The sequence below is a fragment of the Clostridium sp. C2-6-12 genome, from assembly GCF_009928485.1.
In the GTDB taxonomy this organism is placed as follows: domain Bacteria; phylum Bacillota; class Clostridia; order Clostridiales; family Clostridiaceae; genus Clostridium.
Genome location: NZ_JAABNP010000035.1, coordinates 1 through 23,206, shown reverse-complemented (window position 1 = coordinate 23,206; position 23,206 = coordinate 1). Strand labels below are relative to the sequence as shown.

Below are 23,206 nucleotides of genomic sequence, written 5' to 3'. Positions count from 1 at the left end.
AGGTAACTTTAATTTAAAAGAAGAAGTCATTAGATGGAAAACTATTTCGATGGAAAGCGGTATGCGGTGAAAGTCGCACGTACCGTTTGGGTCGGGGGAAAAGTTGGAGATAGTATCAAAGACTTACCTATCGACATCAGCTGCATATGCAGTTGTAGGTTATCAAACAGCATATCTTATGAAATATTATCCTACAGAAATGATAGCAGCAATGCTTAATTCAGTTATGGGTATAAACGAAAAGATTGCTTATTACATTGGAATTGCAGAAGAGTTGGGAATACAAGTATTGCCTCCTAACATTAATGAAAGTTTTTCTAGATTTACAGTAAAAGACAATAAAATCAGATTTGGTTTAGCAGCTATTAAGAATGTTGGTGGAAATGTTGTAGATAGCATAGTAAAAGCGAGAGAGGAAAAAGGAAAATTTGATTCCTTGGTGGATTTTGTTAATAAAATGGATCCGTCATCAATAAATAAACGTGCAGTAGAATGTTTAATTAAAGCTGGAGCTTTAGATGATTTTAAAGTTTTCAGATCAAAGATGCTCGCTGTTCATGAAAAGATGATAGACAATATATCAAGTGATAAGAGAAGAAATATTGATGGTCAGATAAGCTTATTTGCAGCTGAAGAATTAAAAAATCCAGAAGTTAATTATCCTAATATTAAGGAATTTAACAAAAGAAATTTATTAGCTATGGAAAAGGAAATGACTGGTCTTTATATTACAGGTCATCCATTAGATGATTATGCTCAAAGCTTAAAGATGCAAACTACAAATGAAATAATAAAAATATTTTCATCACATGAAACTCTTGATGAAACATTATCCGATGATATTGGAGAAGTAGCCATGTTTAATGAACAGGATATGCTTCAAGATAATGATAGGGTAATATTAGGTGGAATACTTGCAAGTGTAAATCAAAAAGTAACTAGAAATAATTCCATAATGGCATTCTTAAAGCTTGAAGATTTAACTGGTACAATTGAAGTAATAGTTTTTCCAAAAACATTGGAAAAGGTAAAAGAATTATGTGTAACTGATAGTTTGGTAATAGTAAAAGGGCGATTAAGCTTGAAAGAAGATGAACCGCCTAAGCTTATTTGTGAAAGCATAGAGCCATTGGAAAAAGTGAATACTTCAAAAGTATATTTAAGAGTTGAAGATACAATTTCAGCTAAAGAACTGAGCCAAAATCTTAAAGAATTATTGAAAAAAGAATATTTGGGAGATACTCCTGTTTATATTTTTGCTAGCAAAGAAAAGCAAAGTTTTAGAGCTCCGAGAGATAGATGGATTTCTTTAGACAGTGATGTGATAACTATGCTGAGAGAAATATTAGGAGAAGAAAATGTAAAAATACAAGATTTGTAATAATCAAATAGCAAATTAGATATAAATATGGGGCACAATTTTGATAAATATATAAATGAAAAATATTACAAAAATGAATATTATAAAAATGTTATCAAAATATATAAATAGGTTCATTATTGGTTATAATATAAAAGGAATTTAATGTTGCAGTGTGTCGACATAATAGTCAAAGTATGTTGACATAGTAAGCTAAGAAAAAATCTTATTTTAAATTACAGTTATAATCCTTGATAAAATATATGTAAACTATAAAAGTTATTCTAAATATAAGTCAAATATTTTAGAATAACATCAAAAGTTTGTCAAATATGATTGATAAATGATAGAAATTTAGGTACAATAATTGATGGTTAATAAATTATGGTTACATTATGTACATAAGGGTCTAAGAAAGTCCCTTACAGTATTTAAGGAGGAAAATATATATTATGAAAAAGATAGCTGTTTTAACAAGTGGTGGAGATGCACCAGGTATGAATGCTGCCATCAGAGCAGTAGTAAGAACCGCAATTCATAATGGAATTGAAGTTATGGGGGTTCAAAGAGGTTATAGTGGGCTTATTAACGGAGAATTATTCAGTATGGACAGAAATTCAGTATCTGACATAATTCAAAGAGGTGGAACAATTTTAAGAACTGCTAGATGCCCAGAGTTCAAAAATGAAGAAGTAAGAAAAAAAGCTGCTAAAATATTACAAGCATATGGTGTAGAAGCTTTAGTAGTTATTGGTGGGGATGGATCATTCACAGGAGCAAAATTATTATCAAAACTTGGAATTAAAACAATTGGTATTCCAGGAACAATTGATAATGACTTAGCTTACACAGACTTTACTTTAGGTTTTGACACAGCCTTAAATACTGTTGTTGATGCTATAAATAAGATTAGAGATACTTCAACTTCTCACGAAAGAGTTTCTATAGTAGAAGTTATGGGTAGAGATTGCGGAGATCTATCTCTATATGCAGGTATTTGTGGTGGAGCAGAAGCTATCATAATTCCAGAAATGGATTTTGATAAAGACGCACTTTGCAGAACTATCTTAGAAGGAAAAAATAAAGGGAAAATGCATAACTTAATAATCCTTGCAGAAGGAATTGGAGGAGCATTTGAACTTGCAAAAGAAGTTGAAGAAATAACTGGAATTGAAACTAGAGCAACAATCTTGGGTCATATTCAAAGAGGTGGAAGTCCTAGTGCTACTGATAGAGTTTTAGCTTCAAGAATGGGAGCAAAAGCTATTGAAGTATTATTAGAAGGAAAAACTTCAAGAGTAATTGGTATTAAAGATAATAAAATAATTGACCAAGATATAGATGAAGCTTTAGATATGGAAAGCCAATTTGATAAAGAACTATATGATATTGCACAAGTATTATCATAGTTTTATTAGTTTAATAAGGTTATAGTTTATTTATATAAATTCTATAAATTAATCCAAGAAAGAGGAGTGTTAGTTTAATGAGAAAAACTAAAATGATTTGTACTATAGGGCCAGCTAGTGAGGATATGGAAATATTAGAAAAAGTTGTGCTTGCAGGAATGAATGCTTCAAGACATAATTTTTCACATGGAGATCATGAAGAACATGGTGGAAGAATTGCAAAGGTTAAAGAATTATCAAAGAAATTAAATAGAGAAATTGCTATAATTCTTGATACTAAAGGACCAGAAATCAGAACTGGAAAATTCGAACCTAAGAAAGTTGAATTAACTAAAGGTACAGAATTTACAGTATATGCTGGAGATATGGATGTAATTGGTGACACTACTAAATGTGCTGTTACATATGAAGGATTAGCAAATGATGTTAAACCAGGAAACACTATATTAATAGATGATGGTTTAGTAGGATTAACTGTTAAATCTGTTGAAGGAAACGCTATTAAGTGTGAAGTTCAAAACACTGGATTTGTTGGAACTCATAAAGGAGTTAATGTACCAGGAGTATCTATTAAATTACCAGCTCTTACTGAAAAAGATAAATCAGATTTAATCTTCGGTTGTCAAGTTGGAGTTACTATGATTGCTGCTTCATTTATAAGAAAAGCATCTGACGTAAAGACTATCAGAGAAATACTTGATGCAAATGGTGGAGAAAGAATATTAATTTGTTCAAAAATCGAAAACCAAGAAGGTGTTGATAACATCGATGAAATCTTAGAAGTTTCAGATCTTTTAATGGTAGCTAGAGGAGACTTAGGTGTTGAAATTCCAATAGAACAAGTACCTTCAGTTCAAAAGATGATGATTAAGAAGTGTAATGCTGCTGGTAAACCAGTTGTAACTGCAACTCAAATGTTAGATTCTATGATGAGAAATCCAAGACCAACTAGAGCAGAAGTTTCAGACGTTGCTAACGCTATCTTAGATGGTACTGATGCAATCATGTTATCAGGAGAAAGTGCTAACGGAGATTATCCAGTAGAAGCAGTAGCTACTATGGCTAAAATTGCTGAAGAAACTGAAAAATCTTTAGAATACAAAGTAGCAGTATCTCAAGCTAAATCTCATATTCCAGCTATAGCAGGAGTTATTTCAAGAGCAGCTAGTAATGCAGCTAATGAATTAGAAGCAGCAGCTGTTATAACTTCAACTCAAACAGGAGCTACTGCTAAGAGAATTTCTCAATGCAGACCAGAATGTCCAATCATTGCTGTAACTCCAGATGCAGTTGTTGCTAGACAATTAGCATTCTCATGGGGAGTATACCCAGTAGTTGCTAATAAGATGGAATCAACTGACGAAATGTTAGAAAAATCAGTTGAAATAGCTAAGAACCATGAATTTGTTCAATCAGGAGATACAGTTGTATTAGCTGCTGGAGTACCTGTAGATCAAGTTGGAGCTACTAACTTATTAAAGATCAGCGTTGTTAAGTAGTTTGTAAAACATAAATTTATATATATAGAGACTTTGGTGATTAGTTTGCCAAAGTCTCTTTTATCGTATGGTATATTAAATTATTTTTGTTATTTACTTTATTCGCAAAAATAACAAATAACATTAATAAAAGATGTTATTTAAATACTATTTGTGTTATAATAGAAAAAGTTAACAAAAAATTAACATTTATGTAGGTAGTATTTAATATATAATGTATATTATTGCTCTTAAAGAGGAATAATTATTAAATAATTATGGAATTAAATGGCAACTGATTCTGTATTTGGCACCGAAAGGTGCTCTTTTTTTGAATATGCCTAAAATATAACGAAGGATGTGTTAAAGTGTTAGAAAATAACAAGGAATATATTGTAAACATTGAATCTTTAGGTTATGAGGGTGAAGGTGTTGCTAAAATAGATGGTTATCCCATATTCATACCAGGAACTTTAAAAGGTGAATGTGTGAGAATTGAAATAGTAAAAGCTAAGAAAAAGTATGCTCATGGTAGGATTTTAGAAATAATAGAAAAATCAAGTGAAAGAATAGAACCTAAATGTACTAATTATGAAAAATGTGGTGGATGTACATTAATGCATTTAAATTATAAAGGACAATTAGATTTTAAATTTGAAAGAGTAAAAGATTGTATAAAGAAGATTGGTGGATTAAATGATAGTATTGTGAAATATCCATTAGGTATGAAGGAAGAATATAGATATAGAAATAAGGTTATATTTTCTGTTGGACTTGTTGAAGAAGAAATAGCAATTGGATTTTATAGTGAAAAGACTCATGAAATAATTGATATGGATATCTGCCTACTTCAAGAGCAAGAAGCTGATAAAATTATAAGACTAATTAGAAACTGGATGATGGAATATTCTATAAAGCCAGCAAAAAGAGATGGCATGTTCTATGAAGAAGGTCTAATCAGAAATATAATGATTAGAAAAGGCTTTAAGACTAATGAGGTTATGGTTGTACTCGTTACTACAGATAAAGAGATTCCTTATAAAGAAGAATTAATAAGTACATTACAAAAGGGAATTAGCAATTTAGTGAGTTTGATTCAAAATATAAATTCTAAGGATACTAATTTAGTATTAGGAGATAAATGTATTGCTTTATGGGGGCAAGATCATATATGTGATTATATAGGTGAGTATAAATTTAATATATCGCCATTATCCTTTTTTCAAGTAAATCCATTGCAAACAGAAGTACTATACAATAAAGCTTTAGAATATGCGGATTTAAGCGGAAATGAGGTTGTTTTTGATGCTTATTGTGGTACTGGTACGATAACATTATTTTTATCTCAAAAGGCTAAAAAGGTTTATGGTGTGGAAATTGTGGGGCAGGCAATAGAAAACGCTAAAATAAATGCTGAGCAAAATGGAATAACTAATTCCCAGTTTTTTGTAGGGAAGTCAGAAGATATAATTCCTAGATTAATCAGAGATGGAATTAAGCCAGATGTTATAGTAGTAGATCCGCCAAGAAAAGGCTGTGATGTTAAATTACTAGAGGCAATAGGTAAAGCACAGCCTAAAAGGGTGGTTTATGTTTCATGTGATCCTAGTACGTTAGCAAGAGATTTAAAACATTTAGAGCAAGTAGGGTATGAAGTTGTTGAAGTACAGCCTGTTGATATGTTCCCTACGACAAAACATGTTGAGAGTATAATTCTGATGACGTATTGTGGTTCGGAAGGCAAAAAGTAGAAATTGACCACAACATGTAGTGGTTTGAGGACAAAAATTGGGTCAAAAAACAGTGGAAAAACACCGTTTTTTGACCCTTAAAAATAGGGTGCTTTATAGATGACATAGGGGGATTTGGGCGATGATAGTGAAAAACTTGAAATCTTAGTTGATAAATCAATGGATGAAATGTATTATATAATATGTTGCAAAAATAGAGTGGCGAAACAAGAACTATATATAAGTAATTAGATAAATTTGAATTTGAAAGGAGAGAAATTTATGCCTAAATCTAATAGCAATACGCTTACTAATTCGACTGATGATCAGTATCTATTAAGACCTGCTACATTTTGGGGAATTGCTTTTGTGGCAGAAGTATTACCTATTTTTGAAGAGAATTACCCTGATGATTCAAGACCACGCCAATCTTTAGAAGTAGCAGCAAAATACGTCCAAGGCGAAAAGCGAGGACAAGAGCTTCGTAGAGTGTCAATGGCAGTCTTTAAAATTGGTAAAGAAGTAGATGAACCTGCAAAATATGTTACAAAAGCAGCATCTGCGGTTTCTTCTGTTCCATATACCCATACGGATTTACAAATCGGAGACCAAGGATGGAGACAGGCACGCCATGTACTAGGACCAATTGTTTACGCAGCTTATGCTCTTGAATTATCAAATAGATCAAAGAGCGCAAGCGACGACATGATTAATCGTGCAATTAAAGAGGCGCCAACTGAAGTTCATACAATTATTCGGAATTTCCCACCGCAACCCAGCAAGACAACACGACTAGATATATTGTTTAAGAAACTTGATGATGGTTTGCGTGACTGAGTTATATGCATAGGGGGACAGTTCTCATTATCTTGTAGCGCAGTTTTGAGAATGGTACTGATATTTAAGGAGGTCTGTTATGGATTGGTGGAATGTTTCGGTTTTTATAGTAATACCTATTTTGGCAGTAGTTTTCCTGTTTTGTTTTAAGCGAAAACATCTTTGGTCAGCACCTGTTATTTCAACCATACTGACTGTAGTAATCAGCTTAATTGCAATGCCTGCAATATTAGAGGACGGAGAAGCTTATAATATGTTTTTCAAGCTGGTGCTACCAATACATTTTGCAATTGCGCTTGTTCTTACATCAGTAGCATATGGTATATCTTTTATTTTGAAAAATAAACATCGGAGCTGATGAGCATAAGGTAAAGCTAACAAGTTTCAATTTTTCAAGGTAACCATGTTAGGAAAAGGAGCAAAAATGTAAGATATAATTGGTGGCTTTATTTTTCCTTAAATGCAATAATTCTCCTTAGATAAATAAAATCAGGAGGTAAATTTTATGAATTTAGGAAACAGTTTATTTCATGCAAGAAAGAAATGTGGGCTTTCTCAAGAGGATGTGGCAGAAAAATTAGGAGTAAGCAGGCAGACAGTCTCAAAATGGGAAACAGATGAAACACTTCCAGACATACTCCAGTCTAAAAGAATGGCAGTTTTATATAATATGTCATTGGATGAACTGATTGAATTTGATATTGATGTGAAAGAAATACAAGAGATTATTGAAAAAACCAGTGAGCAAATAGAAGAAAAAATTGATTGGACAAGTGCATGGGGAAAGAAATATCCGATTCTGATTCAATATCAAAATGAAGTGAATATACCAAAGTATGCTACAAGGATAGACTCAATGGTAAATGAGTTGATGGAAGAATATCAATATAGTCATTTAGATGCCTTTTTAGTGTAAAAAGATATACTAGGAAAGGTGTGGAAAGGCAATAAATAAACTCCAATATACAAGCACAAACAATTACTTGAAAACTAAATAATACAAACCATAAATGCACTGAGATATAAATCTTGGTGCATTTGTTTTATATAAATCTAAAACTAAATACAGAAACCCAAAGAGGCGAAGTCTTCGGTCAACTTATGATCGATAGTCTTCGCCTCTTTTTTATTTCAAAAACTAATAGAAAGAAAGGACTGAGAACAATGTCAAGATATTTTATGTATGGTACATCACTGGGAGGAATAGAGCAGCTGATGATGCTAGCACCTAATTTTTCTCCAAGAGGAAGTGGAGTAGTTATTAATAATCATTTTAATTGTAAGGGAGGTATTAATATTTGTAATGGCTGTGTAGCAAAGGTTAAAAGCAGAGGCAATCCTAATGACTGCTTTTGTTTCAAAGAAAAACAAGAGGCAGATGAAATTAATTACACAGATCTGATAAGAGATTGCTTTGGAAGAATAAAAAATTATGCTCTGAAAGACAGATTGAAATTACTTAGCGGCAGATTTACTGGTCAACTATTTTTAAATCATATCCATAAGGAAAGGTTTTATCATGTACACCATATGCAAGATGTTGAAGTATGGGAAAGGTCACCAAGCTACCTTGCGGTAATATTTCTCCTAACTGCTGATGAATTATTATGGAATAATTCAAAACATGCAGTTTGCCTAAATGGATTTAATTTCTCAAATATACATCTTAGACAAATCAGTACAGCTGGCTATGCCCTTTACCAAACAGCAAAAACTATATCAACAGGTAAAGAATATATAAGAATCAGTGAGATAGCAGATAGAGAACTCATTGATGATACTACATTTAAGATAATAATCAATGCATCATTAATTGCAAAGTATGGTGCAGATGTATTTTCAATTAAAAAATAGAATGGAGGAAAGGTATGCTAATTAGATTAAAAAGAGTCGACAGAAAAGAAGATGAGTCAATTATGTTTAATTTCCCTTATGATGAAAGCGAAGTATCCAATGTATATAATCAGCTGGAACTTGAAACTTCAACTACTCCTAACTGCTATATTGAAGAAGTAGTCTATGATTCAGACATGAATGAAGTTTTAAAAGGTAAAGAGTGCAACATTGATGAATTAAATTACTTATTTAAGAGGATGGATAGTTTCGATACAAAGGAAAGAAAAGTATTCTTTGCTTTAGCCTTTGCAGATAATTCTAAAACAATAGCAGAATTAATCAATCTAAACTTTAATACTCATTGCTATAGCCTTGTAAGTGACTTTAATAATTTAGAAACCGTAGGAAAAGAGTTATACCTATCGGAAAAGCAAGCAGTAGCAGTAAAAGAATTAGAAGAGCTTGACGGTGGCTCCTATGCAATGGATGTAATAAAAAGCAATCCTAATTCTAAAATTACTCCTTATGGAGTCCTATATAAAAATTCAAATGAGTCGGAGCAAATATATAATGGCAAGCAGTTTCCTCCATATCATTGGAAAGAAACTGTAGCAACAATACAGCTGGCCGCAAAAGGTGCGAATGAATTTATCTATCTTCCTTGTTCTGATGTTGAAATTGAAAAAGCACTGATGAGATTAGAAACTCCTTACTTACATGATTGTGAAGTTACAATTGATAGTCATAACTTTTCAGATAGGGTAATAAATATTATTTCTGCTGATACAACACCATTAATTAAGATAGACACCTTAAATAAATTAGCAGAATATTATCAGGAGATGGGCAGTCGGGATATAGGATTTTTTGAAAAACTTATGGACCATATTAACCCCAGAACTGCTGATGAAATTTTTGCACTAGCAGATTCTATGTATGAATTTGAACTCTTTGATGGTATCGAAAATGTAGAAAGCTATGGCAGATATATGATTTGTGACTCAGGACATTTTGAATATGATTCGAATCTTGAAGAATACATTGACTTTAAAAGATATGGACAGGAAAAAATGGCACATGAATTTGGAGCGTTTTCAGAGAAAGGATATATCATTTACCATGGCTATAATCAAAAGCTTGCCAATTTATTATTTGAAAATCTTGGAATGGTATTTCCTGAACAAGAAGAAGCAAAAACCTTAAAACTATATATGCCTCTTAGGATAACAACATATGATATAGAAAATGAATATGGTTATAAAGAATATGCAAACGAACCACAGGAAATTTCAAATGCTGAAATAGCTGAGTATCTAGATGTAATCCTAAAGGCAATAGAAGATGATAATCTTCCAGAAGAAGAACAAAGAGGTCTGATGAGATATTACGACGACCACGATAGTGTCAATGCAAAAGTATCAAAGTATGTATTTTCCGTTGAGCTTGTAGAGGGAGAATTAATGGGTGTGGCTGTTCTTACTCTAAATGATGATTTATCTCCTAAAGAGCTTGAAAAGATTAAAGATAACATTACTGGACAGGCCTCTGATGGCTGATCAGAGGGTTTTGAGCAGAGAGAAATCAGTACCGATATGGGAGATATTTATGTTAGCTTTTGGAACAGCGATAACTGGTTTATTAAAACAGCTGAAGAAATAGGTATAAAAGAAAATCAAAAAATGGGAGGTATGAAATTTGAATAATAGAAATCAAGTAGAAAGAATTAAGAATGGCTATCCTGTAGGTACACGAATTGAATTAATTCAGGCAATGGATGATGTGCAAGGTGTTGAAAAAGGAACAAAGGGAACGGTAATAGGGGTAGATGACATTGGAACCATACACATGAAATGGGATAATGGCAGAGGTCTTGGTCTTATTCCTGGAGAAGGTAATTTCAAAGTGCTATCTCGTCCACAGAAAGAAGAGATTAAAGAGTCAGATGAGCCTTTAAAAGAGCAATCACAAGGTATGGGAGGAATGAGTTTATGAAAAACTTAGAATATCTATGGAAAGATATTGAAGGAACAGAGAAAGAAAATGAATATCTAGAAAAGAGATTTGCTGAAATGTCAGTCAAAGAAAAGTATATTCTAGAGGGTGCTGTTCAGATTGTGGAGGTCAATAATGCATCAGATTTGATAAATCTAACAGAGCAACTTAGTAATTTTGATTTTCATTACAAAGCTACTGATAATGAATCTCTTGGAGAATATATAGCAAGACATAAGGAATGTGCATCGGATGATATACTTCCCTTTATTAAAACCAAGCAGCTTGGAAGTGAATACCATGAAGATTTCAATGGGATATTTACGGATAAAGGCTATGTATATCAAATAAATAGTCTCAAACAAATCTATGATGGCACAAATTCAGATGAGATGATAGGGGATGATTGGACTGTAAAAATTAAAGTGGGAAGTAAAGATTATCCTGAAGGTGTATGGATAAACTTGCCTGACTATGAATTTTCTAGTTTAGAACCTGATGAAATGGCAATAGCCTTAGATGCACTTGGTACAAATAAGTGGAGTAGATGTGCCTTATTAGATGCAAAGTGTGTATTCCCTAATATTAAAGAGCTGGCAGAACAATATGACTCCATAGAAGAATTAATATCTGATAGTAATAACTTTGGATATGTCTGTGATGAGCAAGGACAAGGGAGAGCTTTCTTTACAGAGCATTTAGAGTCAGCAATGGAACTTGAAGTCTGTACTAGGCTTGACTTTGCCCTAGATATTTCACAGAACTTAAATTGTTATGATTTTGCTCCAAAGGAGGACAAACTTGAAAACTATGGTAGATTACTTGCGAGAAAGAATGGTATTGTAGAACCTGATACCATACTTGGAGATAATTTTGATTATACCTTATATGCAAAAGCAGATATTGATAATAGAGGGTTAGTGCCTTGTAAAAATGGTTTTATAAAATCAAACGGGGAACAGTTTCACTATGAATTCAGTAAAAAACTAGATAGTATGGGAATATCAATGGAGTAGTAAATTTTCTTATAGATATATCCCATAACTTAATATTCTAAGGTAGCACGGAAGATATCCGTGTTTTTTTATACCCGAAAATAAAAAGGCCGATTGTTTGCTGTAAATTACAGCATAGCAGTCGGTCTTTTTTTGTTGCTCAAAAACAATCATATCCACAGTGTTATGAAACATGGCATGAGAAAGGAGGCGAGGAGGTGGAACATGATTTTTTAATTTATATGAAAGAGTGCTTATTGCCTATTGGTATAATCACGATTTAGAGCGTATTAAGGCAAAATTCAATGTACGAGAAATTAAGACTTCCAAGGATATTAAGGATTGGAACAACGGCGATATTTCTGTAGCGGTTATCCATCCTGCATCAGCGGGACACGGCCTTAACTTACAAAGTGGTGGTTCAACGCTTATCTGGTTTGGACTTACTTGGAGTCTGGAACTCTATCAGCAAACCAATGCGAGACTTTGGAGACAAGGACAAAATGAAACCGTGGTTATCCATCACATTATTACTAAAGGCACGATTGATGAAGATGTTATGAATGCTTTGAAGAAAAAGGAAAAGACACAGTCCGACCTTATCAATGCTGTCAAAGCAAATCTTGGGAAAGAGAGGGATGCTGTATGATGGATGCATTTGAAAAACTGGCGAATGCCATTATTCTACAGGCAGTTAAAGATTATCGTTTTGCACTGAAAAGACTAGCAAAACACCCTCGCAATGATTCTGCTTTATATACAAAACGTGAGGTTGAGTGCTTCTTTCATTCTGAATTGTTCAATGTCCTCACCTCTCTAAACCCTGACATGTTAATTCAACAACTACAAGAGGAGGTGGTGCGATGATGACAGCTAAGGAATTCTTAAAACAGGCTTACCGTTTGAATGAATTGATTAACTCCGACCTTGAAGAGTTGCAAAACTTAAGGGATTTATCAAGAAGTGTTTCATCCCCTGTGCTTGATGAGAAAGTCAGTCGAACCAAGAGTACTGACCCACCCTTTGAAAAATATGTGATTAGGATAATAGATTTGGAGCAACAGATACAACATGAGGTTGAGCGATTAATAAAGCTTAAATCAGATATCCGTGAAGCGATTAACCAGATGGAAAATGTGGATGAGAAGCTGCTTCTTCGCTACCGATACATTAACTTTCTTAACTGGGAAGAAATCTGTGTCAACCTTAATGTTTCTATGAGAACCGTACACAGACTCCACTCATCCGCTTTGCAACATTTAAAGGTTCCAAAATAAAAAGGAGTAACCGGAAAATAGTGCAGGAAGAGGGTTAAAAGGCCCTCTTCACCATTACCTTAGTCATTGTATGAAAATTACAGTGATTTAAATAATTAGTTTCTCCTTTTTAATGATTATTAAATTAGGCTCTGTTATAATTAAATGTTGATAATTGCATAAAAATGAAAGGGAACCCTCTTTATTAGGTTCCCTCCATTTTTATTTAACAATCCATCCAATTTGGTAAGTGTAGGTTTTTAAAAGGATTACTCTTTTTTCCAACGTTTAAGGGTTGGTAATAAAGTTGTCAATTCTTGTCTTGCTTTTTCTTCGCCCATTGCTTCTCCCAAAACAGGTACAAGCATCTCTATCATTTCCTGCATAGTTAGATTAGGGTGAATGAATTTCCCGTCTTTATAGCAATTTGTACAGTAGATGCTTTTACTTCCGTCTGGTTCTATTGCTATGAAATGTGCGTGTTCTTCGTTAAAAGGTAAACCACAACTTTGACACATTGTTACTTTTGTCATTTTTGTCATTCCTTTCTTAAGGTAAATAATTTTAATTAAAAATTTAGTTTACTACAAAAAATATCACTGTTTCAACATTTAACCATACACCTCGTTGAAAATGGACTACACATTGAATTTTGATAGTCGTAAACTATCATAAGTCTCTTTCATTTCAAATACAAATGATGTTAGCAGAAGTTTGCCCTTTCCCCAATAAAATAGACAGCTTAAACTCGTAATATCTCACTTATTCGTAGAATATCTTAATATTTCAAAATCTATGCTATTTTTAACTCTTTATTTGCATTATTATAATACTGTTCCGGAGTTATATAACCGTTTGAAGCATGTATCCTTTGTCTGTTGTAAAATATTTCAACATATTCAAATACAGCAGCACGTGCTTCATCACGTGTTTTAAATTGTTTTTCATACAGCCATTCACATTTCATTTTCCCCCAAAACGATTCCATAGGAGCATTATCCCAGCAATTACCTTTACGTGACATGCTACAGATAAAACCATACTTTTTTATTAAATTCTGGTAATCTATTGAGCAATATTGAGAACCTCTATCTGAATGTAAAATAACACCAGTTGGTCTTTCAGCACGATTATACGCGTCATCTAACGCATTTATTACTAATTCTTTTGTCATTCTTTCACTCATTGATAGACCAACAATCTTTTGTCCACATAAATCCATTATTGCCGCTACATAAAGCCATCCTTCATTAGTCCATATATATGTAATATCACTAACCATTTTTTCATTAGGTTTTTCCACAGAAAAATCCCTATTAAGAATATTTTGAGCTACTGGAAGTTTATGATTTGAGTTAGTAGTGGCCTTAATTTTTTTTGTAACCTTTGATTTTATGCCGTTTTCACTCATTATTCGTTCTATACGTTTATGATTTACTGGAGGATTCTTGCCGTCATTTAATTTTTTTCTAATTTTTATAGAACCATAGACTTTTTTACTCTCATTGTGGATATCTTTAATTTTTTCTAATAGTATTTTATTCGCCTTAGATCTATTGCTCTCAGGCCTCTTATCCCATGCATAATAACTGCTCCTAGATACTTCAAGAACACTGCATAGCTTCGCTATTCGATATTTTTTGCAATTAGCCTTGATAAACTCAAACCTTTTTATTTTTGGTTCTTGGCGAAGTAGGCTGCCGCTTTTTTTAATATTTCATTTTCTTCTTTAAGATCTCTGATTTCTTTTTCTAATTTTCTCAGTCTCTCATCTTCTGGCTTAAGATGTCCACTCCCTGGAAAAGGAGTTACAGGTGATTCTTTATATTTTTTTACCCAACCATTCATTGTTGTTGGTGCTACTCCTAATTCTTTTGCTACTTTACTTAAATGCTCTCCTGATTTTTCTAATCTCTTTACTGCTTCAATTTTAAATTCTGCACTATATTGCTTTTTCATACTAACTATCAATCCTTCCTTCACTTCTAATATAACACGAGTTCCTCGTGTCTATCAAAGTGGGTAAGGGTCATTAGTATAGACGTTAAAAATTGAAATGAAAAGAAAAATGTTATTTGAATCTAACACCTTGCCGGAAATGCAGGGTGTTTTTCATATTACTTCTATGAGTCAATACAAATTAGTATATTAGTATTTACAAAATATAAATTAGTGGTATAATTTTCTATAGAGTAATAGCGGAGGTGTAAACTTTGAGTAAGAGCGTGACCTTTACAGTAGATGCAGATGTGTATGAAAAATTCTGCATCGCATTGAATTTAACAAATGAAACAAAAGATGCTGCAGTGGAAAGTTGTATGCGTTGGTATATTGCAAAAACTTTTGAAAAGGCATCACAAGCCTATAACCCAAAAACTGTAGCAAAACAGAATGAAGATACAAACAAGGATTTTTACGGAAAAGCAAATCAACGAATCCCAGTATGGGCTATAAAGCCGAATCAATATAACCACAAAATCATTCGTGCTTATTTTAAGGCAGTGGCTGCCACAGGTCGTGCTACCATAAATATGATGGAGCGTTTATGCAGTGACGAAAACAACCCAGAACTGTATGTGCCCACTTTTAAGAATAATTACTCACAGATGAAGTTGGATGGACCTAAAAGTCACGGTAAAGTATTTGAGGATGACGGTGAAACGGTAACAATTTGGCACGAGGTAGAAGATACACTGATGAAATATAAATCGAGTTTTTGTAATTAAAAGGAGCAAAGAGTAAAGTAAAGGGGGTTTGACTTTGAATATAAACAAAATGAAAGATTTATCATATGATGAACTGCGTTCTTTATACAGAGAATTCTTATATAGCCAGAACATTTCAAAGTTAACAATCAATACTGCTTACACAGACACCTTCTACCTTTGGAGGAAAGGGAGCAAAGACCTGTTCTGGAATACAGTGACTGCTACTGATTTCGAGAATGAGGCGAAGAATTCCTTAATAAAGGCTCTTTCTGAGAATTCGACCGGCAATGTTAAATCACTTGTTAATAGTTACTTGTCTCATCTAAGAAGGTTCCGTTTACTCTTAGCTTCTGATGGAGCTGCCGAGCGATCAACGCCCAAGCATGAAAATACTGCTAATCGTACATATACTCGTAAGAAGAAAATGGATGTTGATGTTCCTGATCCATCAATTGAGCAGGTGGAGTTTTATCTTGCTAAGTTGGATGGCCTTGAGAACTACCACCTGCAGGAGGATGCACTTAATAAACTGTTCTTTGAGCTATGCCCGAAGAATACAGACATAATCGATGTTCTTTTGAAGGCATCAACGCTTAATGATTTTTATAGTACGAATATTTTCTCAATCTATCCAGTAGCTAAGCACATATGCGCTTTGGATATTGATGCGAGGCTTAAGGCTGGTGATGTTACTCTTGTTGGAGATATCCAGTATGTACCTATCGGTGATACAGAGAAGAGTTTTTACTCCTTTGCCACAAAGTATTGTAGCCATCACAATCCACTTGATTATCCGATTTATGACAGCTACGTCGATGAGGTACTTCGCTATTTTAGAAATCGTGATAGCTTCTCAGATTTCCAAGATGGTGATTTGAAAGACTATGTTAAATTCAAAGGTATACTGATTGATTTCCGTGCCTTCTATGGCTTGGATAAATTTAGCCTGAAGCAAATCGACCAGTATGTTTGGCAGCTCGGGAAGGATTACTTCCCGAAGAACTACGGAAAGAAAAAGAGAGGAGACAAGTATTTTGTCTTTAATCGATAAAAGGAGTGTGTTCGTATGGTAGATAATGTAATTCAAATAGTAACAGAGAAATTATCTTCTTTGCCTTGCATAGAAGGCATTGTATTAGGGGGCTCACGTGCAAGAGGCACCCATACAGAGGATTCTGATATAGATATCGGAATCTATTACAATTCAGAATCATTTGACCTGACAGCGATTAATCAAATTGCTACAGAATTGGATGATGAGAATAGAAACGACCTTGTTGTACCTCCCGGAGCGTGGGGTGATTGGGTTAATGGCGGCGGATGGTTAGTTATAAACGGGTATCATGTTGACTTGATTTTACGTGATATAAAACGGGTGGAACAAATAATCAAAGATACGGAGCAAGGAATTGTTACTGCCAATTATCAGACTGGGCATCCCCATGGTTATATAAGTGCTATGTATCGTGGAGAATTGGCGATCAGCAAGATACAATATGCTAAGAATGAAAGCTTATGCGAATTAAAAAATCAGGCAGAAATTTACCCTGGTGCTCTAAAGAAGAGCTTGATAAACTTTTTTATATTTGAAGCAGAGTTCTCTTTAATGTTTGTAAAAGCAAATGCGGGAGCAGAGGATAAATATTATATTGCAGGCCATGTTTTTCGTATTATTTCATGCTTAAATCAAGTACTATTTGCATGCAATAATGCTTATTGCATTAACGAAAAGAAAGCTATAAAACTGCTTGAAACTTTTGAATATAAACCTGAAAAATATGCCGAAAGGGTTAATCATATTTTTGAAGTACTCGGTCTTTCACTTTTTGAATGCTACGATATGACCGAGAAGCTTTATAAAGAAGTGAAAAAAATTGCAACGGAGATAAATAACTTTTTAAACGAGGGGAATTCAGATGAAAGAAAACAAATATGATGATAATATATTTTTTCAAAAATACAGTCAAATGAGTCGCTCACAGCAGGGACTAGCCGGTGCAGGAGAATGGGAAACATTGAGAAAGCTGCTGCCGGATTTTAAAGATAAGCGTGTGCTTGATTTAGGATGCGGCTATGGATGGCACTGTATTTATGCGATGGAACACGGTGCTTCTTCTGTTGTAGGTGTTGATATTTCTCATAAAATGCTCGAGGTAGCCAAAGAAAAAACACATTTTCCACAGGTTGAATATAAATGCTGTGCTATAGAAGATGTGGAATTCCCAGAGGAGAGTTTTGATGTAATATTAAGTTCACTTGCGTTTCACTATGTAGCAGATTATGAGATTTTAGTAAAAAAGATATATAGAATACTGAAGTCTGGTGGTAAGCTAGTTTTTACGGTTGAACATCCTGTTTTTACTGCCTATGGAACACAAGACTGGCATTATAACGAAAAAGGAGAAATACTGCATTTTCCGGTGGATAATTATTATTATGAGGGCAAACGGACAGCTGTGTTTTTGGGAGAAAAGGTTACAAAATATCATAGAACACTGACCACATATCTAAATACACTGCTTTCAAATGGTTTTATAATAAATCATATTGTGGAGCCGCAGCCGCCGGAAAACATGATGGATATTCCGGGGATGCAGGATGAAATGCGCCGTCCCATGATGCTGATTGTATCGGCGAACAAAAAAGTGGATAGATAGAACTAAAACACCTATAAGGTATAAATGGAGGTAATTTATGTTTAAAGAAAAAATTATTATAGAGATGAAAGAAGTATTCAAAGAAATTCCTTTTGGCATAGAGCATACTCTCAAAGTTTTGAAAAATGCAGAAGATATAATGAAAGGAGAAAATATCGGAGAGGAAGAAAAAGAATTCATCAGTATTATTGCTATACTACATGATATTGGTGCGGTTGAAGCACAAAAAAAATACGGTTCTATTGATGGTGTCTATCAAGAAAAGGAAGGACCAGAAGTAGCGAAAGAAATATTAAAAAAGGTAGGCTATAACAAAAATATTGATAGAATATGCTTTATAATAGGCAACCATCATACTCCATCTAAAATTGATGGACTTGATTTTCAAATACAATGGGAAGCTGATTTGCTTGAAAATTTAACGGTTATGGATAAAGAAAAAGAACAGGAAAAGATAAAAAAGTGTATAGATGAAAACTTTAAAACAAACACAGGAAAAAGGATAGCTTATAATCGCTTTATTTTAGATTAGTAGTAGATTATTACAGTTATGTATTTTATATCGCAAAGAAAAAATAGTAGTTAAGTTTAACCCTAGATAATAAGCAGCAAAGGAGTGCGATAAGATGATATCTAATAATACCTCCATGCCTACAACGGATGATGAGTTGCAAAAGAATACGGTTGGTGAGCTTAAGCCGCACAATGCACCGATCACTCTTGTTGAATACGATTCAAGTTGGCCTGAATTGTTTGAGCAGGAATCGAACCGGATTCATTCAGTACTCGGCAGCAAAGCGTTGCAAATAGAACATGTGGGCTCAACCTCGGTTCCTGGGCTTTGTGCAAAGCCAATCATCGATATACTGTTGGTTGTTAAGGATTCTGCTGATGAGTCATCCTACGTTCCAGTGTTGGAAGCGGCCGGATATGTGCTACAGATTCGAGAACCTGACTGGTTTGAGCATCGTTTGTTTAAAGGACCGGATACCGATATTAATCTGCATGTGTTCAGTTTGGGCACATCAGAGATTGATAGAATGTTACGCTTCCGTGATTGGTTGCGGACTAATGATACTGATCGGGACAAATATGCACAAGTCAAACGAAGCTTGGCAAAGAATAAATGGAGGCATGTCCAGCACTATGCGAATGCTAAAACATCAATAGTACAGGAAATCATGAAAAGAGCGAATGGTAATAATGCTTAAGGAGAGTGTCATGTTTTCTTGGTTTGTTATAGGAGGTTATATCAATGAAAAATACAGTAGATAATTTGTCAAAAAGTAAAGTTATTTTAATGTGCGGCCCTGCGGGAGCAGGTAAATCAACACTAGCAAAAAAATTTGAAAGTACTGGGATGACAATACTATCTTATGATGAAGAATCATTCAAACGAGGTTTGAAAGAACATCCTTTACCTCAGGAGGTTTTAGAAGATATTAAAACCTATCTTGATGAAAAACTAATTTCACTTATCATGCAAAACATTGATATTGTTCTCGATTATTCATTTTGGTCTAGAGAAATGAGAAATGAATATATTTCATTATTAAAGAAATACGACATAGAACCCAAAATCTATTATATAAAGACACCTAAGGAAGTTGTTATGGAACGTATTCGAAAAAGAAACGGAAATCATCAAAATGATATCATATTGACGGAGCAAACAGCTTCCACTTATTATGATCATTTTCAACCCCCAACTGCTGAAGAAGGTGAAGTTATAGTAGTCGAGGGATATTAATATTGTGGTTTTAGGCATGGAAATTGTACTAGATGATAAGTTTTGTCAAATTTTTTGAAAGATATACTTCCAACAAGGGGATACCAGCTTCAGGTGATATCATTATTGTCATCTCAGAGCATATTGAATCGGTTGCGTTAATAACTAAGAAATAGGCACCACTGAAATTGATTATAAATAAAGGGTTTTCAGACATTGAGATTTTCTTTCAGCTACACTGCTGGAGATGATAATGTCAGAAAATCCTTATTTTATTGTTCTCGAAAACATATAAACAGTAATTAAGTCTATGCAAGATATTGGAGTTGTATGTTTATATATTGTATGGTCGAATAAATGTACAATTGTATATTATGATGAAGTAACTTTATATATATATTATACCATAAAATTACAAAAAGTTAAAGACTGTTAGTTTATCAAGCACTATACTATAATACTTGATATATGGAATGAAGATGAAAGCAAGCACTTTTGGTGCATGACAAGTAATCTTTAACTATGTAGAGATCGGTGTTTTAAATTTATCAGGAGGTGTTTCATTAATGAATATAATCGAAACAGAAAGATTAATTATTAGAGAATATTCAATGGATGATGTGCTGGAATTAAGTGTAATTCTATCAGATCAAATGACAATGAATTTTTGGCCTGTACCATTCACTTTACAGCAGACTGAAAACTGGGTTTACGACAATATTGAAAGATATAGTAAATTAGGGTTTGGAAGATGGGGTGTTATTTTAAAAGACAATGGTATGTTAATTGGAGATTGCGGAATCATGATTAAAGAAATTGATGGTAAGGAAGAAAATGATTTAGGTTATATACTTCATTTTCCATACTGGCAAAGAGGGTTTGCCGCTGAGGCAGCCAATGCATGCAAAGAATATGCTTTTACTAGCCTAGGTATAAAAAGATTATGTGCCAATATGCCATATAATCATGAGGCATCAAGGAAAGTTGCAGAAAAAATAGGAATGAAAAAAGAAAAAGATTTTTATAATAGCAGAAACAGAAATATATTAACTTATTTATACTCAATTTAAAGAATCATCTTCAATCTTGAGGTTAGCTTTCAATTTCAGTATTATCATTGGGCAAAAATAAATAAATAATAAGGAGAGAAACTAAATGTTTATAAATAGAGTGTATGAAGATATACAAAATGCAGATTACATTAGAAATTCATTGTATTCATATAATAAGAATAAGGTCAATGCATCCTTTGAGGAAATATCATTACTTTTAAAAGATAGAGATAACCAGGTAACTGGAGGATTGTTAAGCCATAGGTTTGGAAACAGCATTTTTATTGAAATTTTATGGGTTTCCGAGCAGCTAAGAGGATGTGGCTACGGCAGTAAGCTTCTAAAAGAATTAGAATTAATAGCTGCAAAAAGTAGTGTAAGAATAATACATTTAGACACATTTGATTTTCAAGCATCTGATTTTTATATCAAACATGGATATGAGATTGTAGGAACAGTTAAAGACACTCCTTTAGAAGGCAATACAAAGTATTATTTTAAGAAAACTTTGAGTGAATAATAAATCGGCAATTCGATTTCGGGAGGGAGCAATATGGAAGAAAAAACCTTTAATACAGAGAAAGTAAATTTGAACTATGTAGAGAAAGGAGTTTCAGATATTTCTATATTGCTATTGCACGGTGGATCTTCTAGGTGGCAAAGTTTTAGAGATATAATTGACGATTTATCAGCAGACTTTCATGTCTATGCATTAGATCTTAGAGGGCATGGGAAATCAGGTCGCACAGAAAATAATTATAAAATACAAGATTATATACCTGATGTTAAAGAATTTATAGAGAAATGCATTAAAGAGCGTACAATAGTTATAGGTCACTCACTTGGCGGCATAATAGGGATTTTGTTAGCGGCATATTATCCTGACAAGGTAAGGGCATTGATAGTAGGAGATTCTCCAATATCATTGGAGGTATTAAGGAATCATTCCGAGAGTCAGAAGGAAATGACCATCCTATGGAGAGAATGGTCAAAAAAACTATCATTAGATGAAATTATGGAAAAATTAAAAGCGATGCAAGTTCCAGTGCAAGAAAGAGAAGGGACCGTTTCAGCGGCAGAGGCTTATGGTGAAAATCATCCCTGGTTCGAGTTTATGGCTGAAAATTTAAAACAGAATGACCCTAATATGCTTAGTGCTATAATAGATGATTTTGATAATACCTATGAAGAGTATGATGTGGAAAGATTATTCCCTTTAATCAAATGTCCTATTTTAATTGTAAAGGGGGACTCAGGTCAAGGAAGTTTAATAAGGGATACTGATATAGGTTTTATTAAGAAATTGAATAATGATGTAAAACATGTAGAAATAAAAGGCGTTGGGCATGCTCTTTATATGCAGGATAAGCAGTCCTTTATAGATGCAATATTACCTTTTATAAATAAAAATGCACAGAATTGAAAATAGACTAGTAATTACGTAATATTCCTTAGACGAACTAAAAGTGGATGAATCAAGTGTCCACTTTGATTTTGTTCAATCATCAATATTGGTTTAAAACAGAGCCTAAAGATTCAGTCGATGTGGTTGAAATAGCCTCTGATACTAAAGATGTAAAATATAGATTTGTCGACAGAAGAAACCATTGAAGACTTGGAAGATTTGATGATGAGGCACTGTTCCCATATATAGAAGATTTAATGAATGAGTTCGAGGAGTATTAGATCCTTCTCCCATGATACTTTTATGAGATGCTTATTGATATGTTTCCGAGAACCGCAAAATCGTTGATATGTTTCCACATACCGCAAAAACACTCAGAAATAGTTGACCTGTTCCCGAGAACGCCGACATCAATAATGGCAACTCGGGCCATGTGGAGAGTGTAGCTCTCCTATGCAAAAAGTAGCAATACTGATAATGATGAGCTTAAAATATTAAACCAATTCTTTGTGTAGATATAAAGTGTTCTTATATATTGTGCTCTTTTTACATATTAAAAATGTTAAATTTATTAATATGTAAAAAGAGCATTTTGTTTTATTACGAATGAAAAGATAAAATATGATGCCTAAAATTCATTGTAGATTGTCAAGTACTTTTGACCCACTTTTGCACATAAAATTGACCCACTGACAGTTTAATTTATTATGCTAACATCATAGCCGCTTTCGCGTAAGCGGATTATATTAATTTCTATAGTTT

25 protein-coding genes and 2 pseudogenes are annotated in these 23,206 nt (G+C 33.4%); 25 read left to right on the top strand and 2 right to left on the bottom strand.

Annotation, left to right across the window (positions count from 1 at the left end):
* Positions 1 to 136: 136 nt before the first annotated feature.
* The 14 genes and pseudogenes from GXK56_RS22210 to GXK56_RS22145 form a co-directional block, all read left to right on the top strand.
* Positions 137 to 1,381: pseudogene (locus GXK56_RS22210) on the top strand (OB-fold nucleic acid binding domain-containing protein); the annotation flags it as partial.
* A 431-nt stretch (positions 1,382 to 1,812) separates the two neighbouring features.
* Positions 1,813 to 2,769 carry a 6-phosphofructokinase gene (gene pfkA, locus GXK56_RS22205; protein ID WP_160691555.1) on the top strand — a complete coding sequence of 319 codons (957 nt, stop codon included), beginning with the start codon at positions 1,813 to 1,815 and terminating at the stop codon, positions 2,767 to 2,769.
* A 77-nt stretch (positions 2,770 to 2,846) separates the two neighbouring features.
* A complete protein-coding gene (gene pyk / locus GXK56_RS22200) occupies positions 2,847 to 4,268 on the top strand; it encodes a pyruvate kinase (RefSeq protein ID WP_160691553.1) in 1,422 nt (473 codons plus the stop codon).
* A gap of 347 nt (positions 4,269 to 4,615) precedes the next feature.
* Positions 4,616 to 5,998 (top strand): 23S rRNA (uracil(1939)-C(5))-methyltransferase RlmD, encoded by a 1,383-nt coding sequence (rlmD, locus tag GXK56_RS22195; RefSeq protein WP_160691551.1) that lies wholly within the window; start codon positions 4,616 to 4,618, stop codon positions 5,996 to 5,998.
* 261 nt (positions 5,999 to 6,259) lie between these two features.
* Entirely contained in the window at positions 6,260 to 6,814 is a 555-nt protein-coding gene (locus GXK56_RS22190) for a putative immunity protein (RefSeq protein ID WP_160691549.1), read from the top strand.
* 79 nt (positions 6,815 to 6,893) lie between these two features.
* Positions 6,894 to 7,172, top strand: coding sequence for a hypothetical protein (locus GXK56_RS22185; RefSeq protein ID WP_160691547.1), 279 nt, complete (start codon positions 6,894 to 6,896; stop codon positions 7,170 to 7,172).
* A 147-nt stretch (positions 7,173 to 7,319) separates the two neighbouring features.
* Positions 7,320 to 7,730 carry a helix-turn-helix transcriptional regulator gene (locus GXK56_RS22180; protein ID WP_160691545.1) on the top strand — a complete coding sequence of 137 codons (411 nt, stop codon included), beginning with the start codon at positions 7,320 to 7,322 and terminating at the stop codon, positions 7,728 to 7,730.
* A gap of 248 nt (positions 7,731 to 7,978) precedes the next feature.
* Positions 7,979 to 8,668: a hypothetical protein gene (locus GXK56_RS22175; RefSeq protein WP_160691543.1), complete on the top strand. Its 690-nt coding sequence runs from the start codon at positions 7,979 to 7,981 to the stop codon at positions 8,666 to 8,668.
* Between the two features lie 14 nt (positions 8,669 to 8,682).
* The gene (locus tag GXK56_RS22170) at positions 8,683 to 10,206 is read left to right on the top strand and encodes an antirestriction protein ArdA (RefSeq protein WP_160691541.1); all 1,524 of its coding nucleotides are present in this window, start codon (positions 8,683 to 8,685) and stop codon (positions 10,204 to 10,206) included.
* A gap of 139 nt (positions 10,207 to 10,345) precedes the next feature.
* Complete coding sequence (locus GXK56_RS22165) at positions 10,346 to 10,642, top strand: DUF4314 domain-containing protein (RefSeq protein ID WP_160691539.1); 297 nt, start codon at positions 10,346 to 10,348, stop codon at positions 10,640 to 10,642.
* Positions 10,639 to 11,658 carry a hypothetical protein gene (locus tag GXK56_RS22160; RefSeq protein ID WP_160691537.1) on the top strand — a complete coding sequence of 340 codons (1,020 nt, stop codon included), beginning with the start codon at positions 10,639 to 10,641 and terminating at the stop codon, positions 11,656 to 11,658. Before GXK56_RS22165 ends, GXK56_RS22160 begins: the two co-directional genes overlap by 4 nt.
* Positions 11,659 to 11,887: 229 nt before the next feature.
* Positions 11,888 to 12,286, top strand: a pseudogene (locus GXK56_RS22155) (DEAD/DEAH box helicase); the annotation flags it as partial.
* A complete protein-coding gene (locus tag GXK56_RS22150; RefSeq protein WP_000338537.1) occupies positions 12,286 to 12,504 on the top strand; it encodes a hypothetical protein in 219 nt (72 codons plus the stop codon). The pseudogene GXK56_RS22155 and the gene GXK56_RS22150, both read left to right, overlap by 1 nt.
* The gene (locus tag GXK56_RS22145; protein ID WP_042357512.1) at positions 12,501 to 12,914 is read left to right on the top strand and encodes a DUF1492 domain-containing protein; all 414 of its coding nucleotides are present in this window, start codon (positions 12,501 to 12,503) and stop codon (positions 12,912 to 12,914) included. Before GXK56_RS22150 ends, GXK56_RS22145 begins: the two co-directional genes overlap by 4 nt.
* A gap of 248 nt (positions 12,915 to 13,162) precedes the next feature.
* On the opposite strand, the gene GXK56_RS22140 is transcribed toward GXK56_RS22145, so the two are convergent.
* Complete coding sequence (locus GXK56_RS22140) at positions 13,163 to 13,426, bottom strand: zinc ribbon domain-containing protein (protein ID WP_160691535.1); 264 nt, start codon at positions 13,424 to 13,426, stop codon at positions 13,163 to 13,165.
* A 260-nt stretch (positions 13,427 to 13,686) separates the two neighbouring features.
* Positions 13,687 to 14,861 (bottom strand): IS3 family transposase gene (locus GXK56_RS22135; protein WP_160691608.1). Its coding sequence is split into 2 segments (ribosomal slippage): positions 13,687 to 14,594 and positions 14,594 to 14,861, totalling 1,176 coding nucleotides; the frame shifts between segments, so codons are not numbered across the junction.
* Between the two features lie 245 nt (positions 14,862 to 15,106).
* Here GXK56_RS22135 and GXK56_RS22130 point away from each other — a divergent pair.
* The 11 genes from GXK56_RS22130 to GXK56_RS28635 all read left to right on the top strand — a co-directional run bounded on the left by GXK56_RS22130 (position 15,107) and on the right by GXK56_RS28635 (position 22,650).
* Positions 15,107 to 15,619, top strand: coding sequence for a hypothetical protein (locus GXK56_RS22130; protein ID WP_067424354.1), 513 nt, complete (start codon positions 15,107 to 15,109; stop codon positions 15,617 to 15,619).
* A gap of 49 nt (positions 15,620 to 15,668) precedes the next feature.
* On the top strand, positions 15,669 to 16,652 hold the full coding sequence (locus GXK56_RS22125; protein ID WP_243156222.1) for a PD-(D/E)XK nuclease family protein: 984 nt from the start codon (positions 15,669 to 15,671) through the stop codon (positions 16,650 to 16,652).
* Between the two features lie 15 nt (positions 16,653 to 16,667).
* Positions 16,668 to 17,537, top strand: coding sequence for a nucleotidyltransferase domain-containing protein (locus GXK56_RS22120; protein ID WP_007897428.1), 870 nt, complete (start codon positions 16,668 to 16,670; stop codon positions 17,535 to 17,537).
* Positions 17,518 to 18,258 carry a class I SAM-dependent methyltransferase gene (locus tag GXK56_RS22115; protein ID WP_008766909.1) on the top strand — a complete coding sequence of 247 codons (741 nt, stop codon included), beginning with the start codon at positions 17,518 to 17,520 and terminating at the stop codon, positions 18,256 to 18,258. Before GXK56_RS22120 ends, GXK56_RS22115 begins: the two co-directional genes overlap by 20 nt.
* Before the next feature lie 37 nt (positions 18,259 to 18,295).
* Positions 18,296 to 18,790, top strand: coding sequence for an HD domain-containing protein (locus GXK56_RS22110; protein WP_008981870.1), 495 nt, complete (start codon positions 18,296 to 18,298; stop codon positions 18,788 to 18,790).
* 94 nt (positions 18,791 to 18,884) lie between these two features.
* Positions 18,885 to 19,469 carry a GrpB family protein gene (locus tag GXK56_RS22105; RefSeq protein ID WP_074441033.1) on the top strand — a complete coding sequence of 195 codons (585 nt, stop codon included), beginning with the start codon at positions 18,885 to 18,887 and terminating at the stop codon, positions 19,467 to 19,469.
* 44 nt (positions 19,470 to 19,513) lie between these two features.
* Complete coding sequence (locus GXK56_RS22100) at positions 19,514 to 20,008, top strand: ATP-binding protein (RefSeq protein ID WP_074441034.1); 495 nt, start codon at positions 19,514 to 19,516, stop codon at positions 20,006 to 20,008.
* A 545-nt stretch (positions 20,009 to 20,553) separates the two neighbouring features.
* Complete coding sequence (locus tag GXK56_RS22095) at positions 20,554 to 21,057, top strand: GNAT family N-acetyltransferase (RefSeq protein ID WP_160691531.1); 504 nt, start codon at positions 20,554 to 20,556, stop codon at positions 21,055 to 21,057.
* Between the two features lie 85 nt (positions 21,058 to 21,142).
* The gene (locus GXK56_RS22090) at positions 21,143 to 21,559 is read left to right on the top strand and encodes a GNAT family N-acetyltransferase (RefSeq protein ID WP_160691529.1); all 417 of its coding nucleotides are present in this window, start codon (positions 21,143 to 21,145) and stop codon (positions 21,557 to 21,559) included.
* Between the two features lie 33 nt (positions 21,560 to 21,592).
* Entirely contained in the window at positions 21,593 to 22,462 is an 870-nt protein-coding gene (locus tag GXK56_RS22085) for an alpha/beta hydrolase (RefSeq protein WP_160691527.1), read from the top strand.
* A gap of 56 nt (positions 22,463 to 22,518) precedes the next feature.
* On the top strand, positions 22,519 to 22,650 hold the full coding sequence (locus tag GXK56_RS28635) for a hypothetical protein (RefSeq protein WP_279283250.1): 132 nt from the start codon (positions 22,519 to 22,521) through the stop codon (positions 22,648 to 22,650).
* Positions 22,651 to 23,206: the final 556 nt, after the last annotated feature.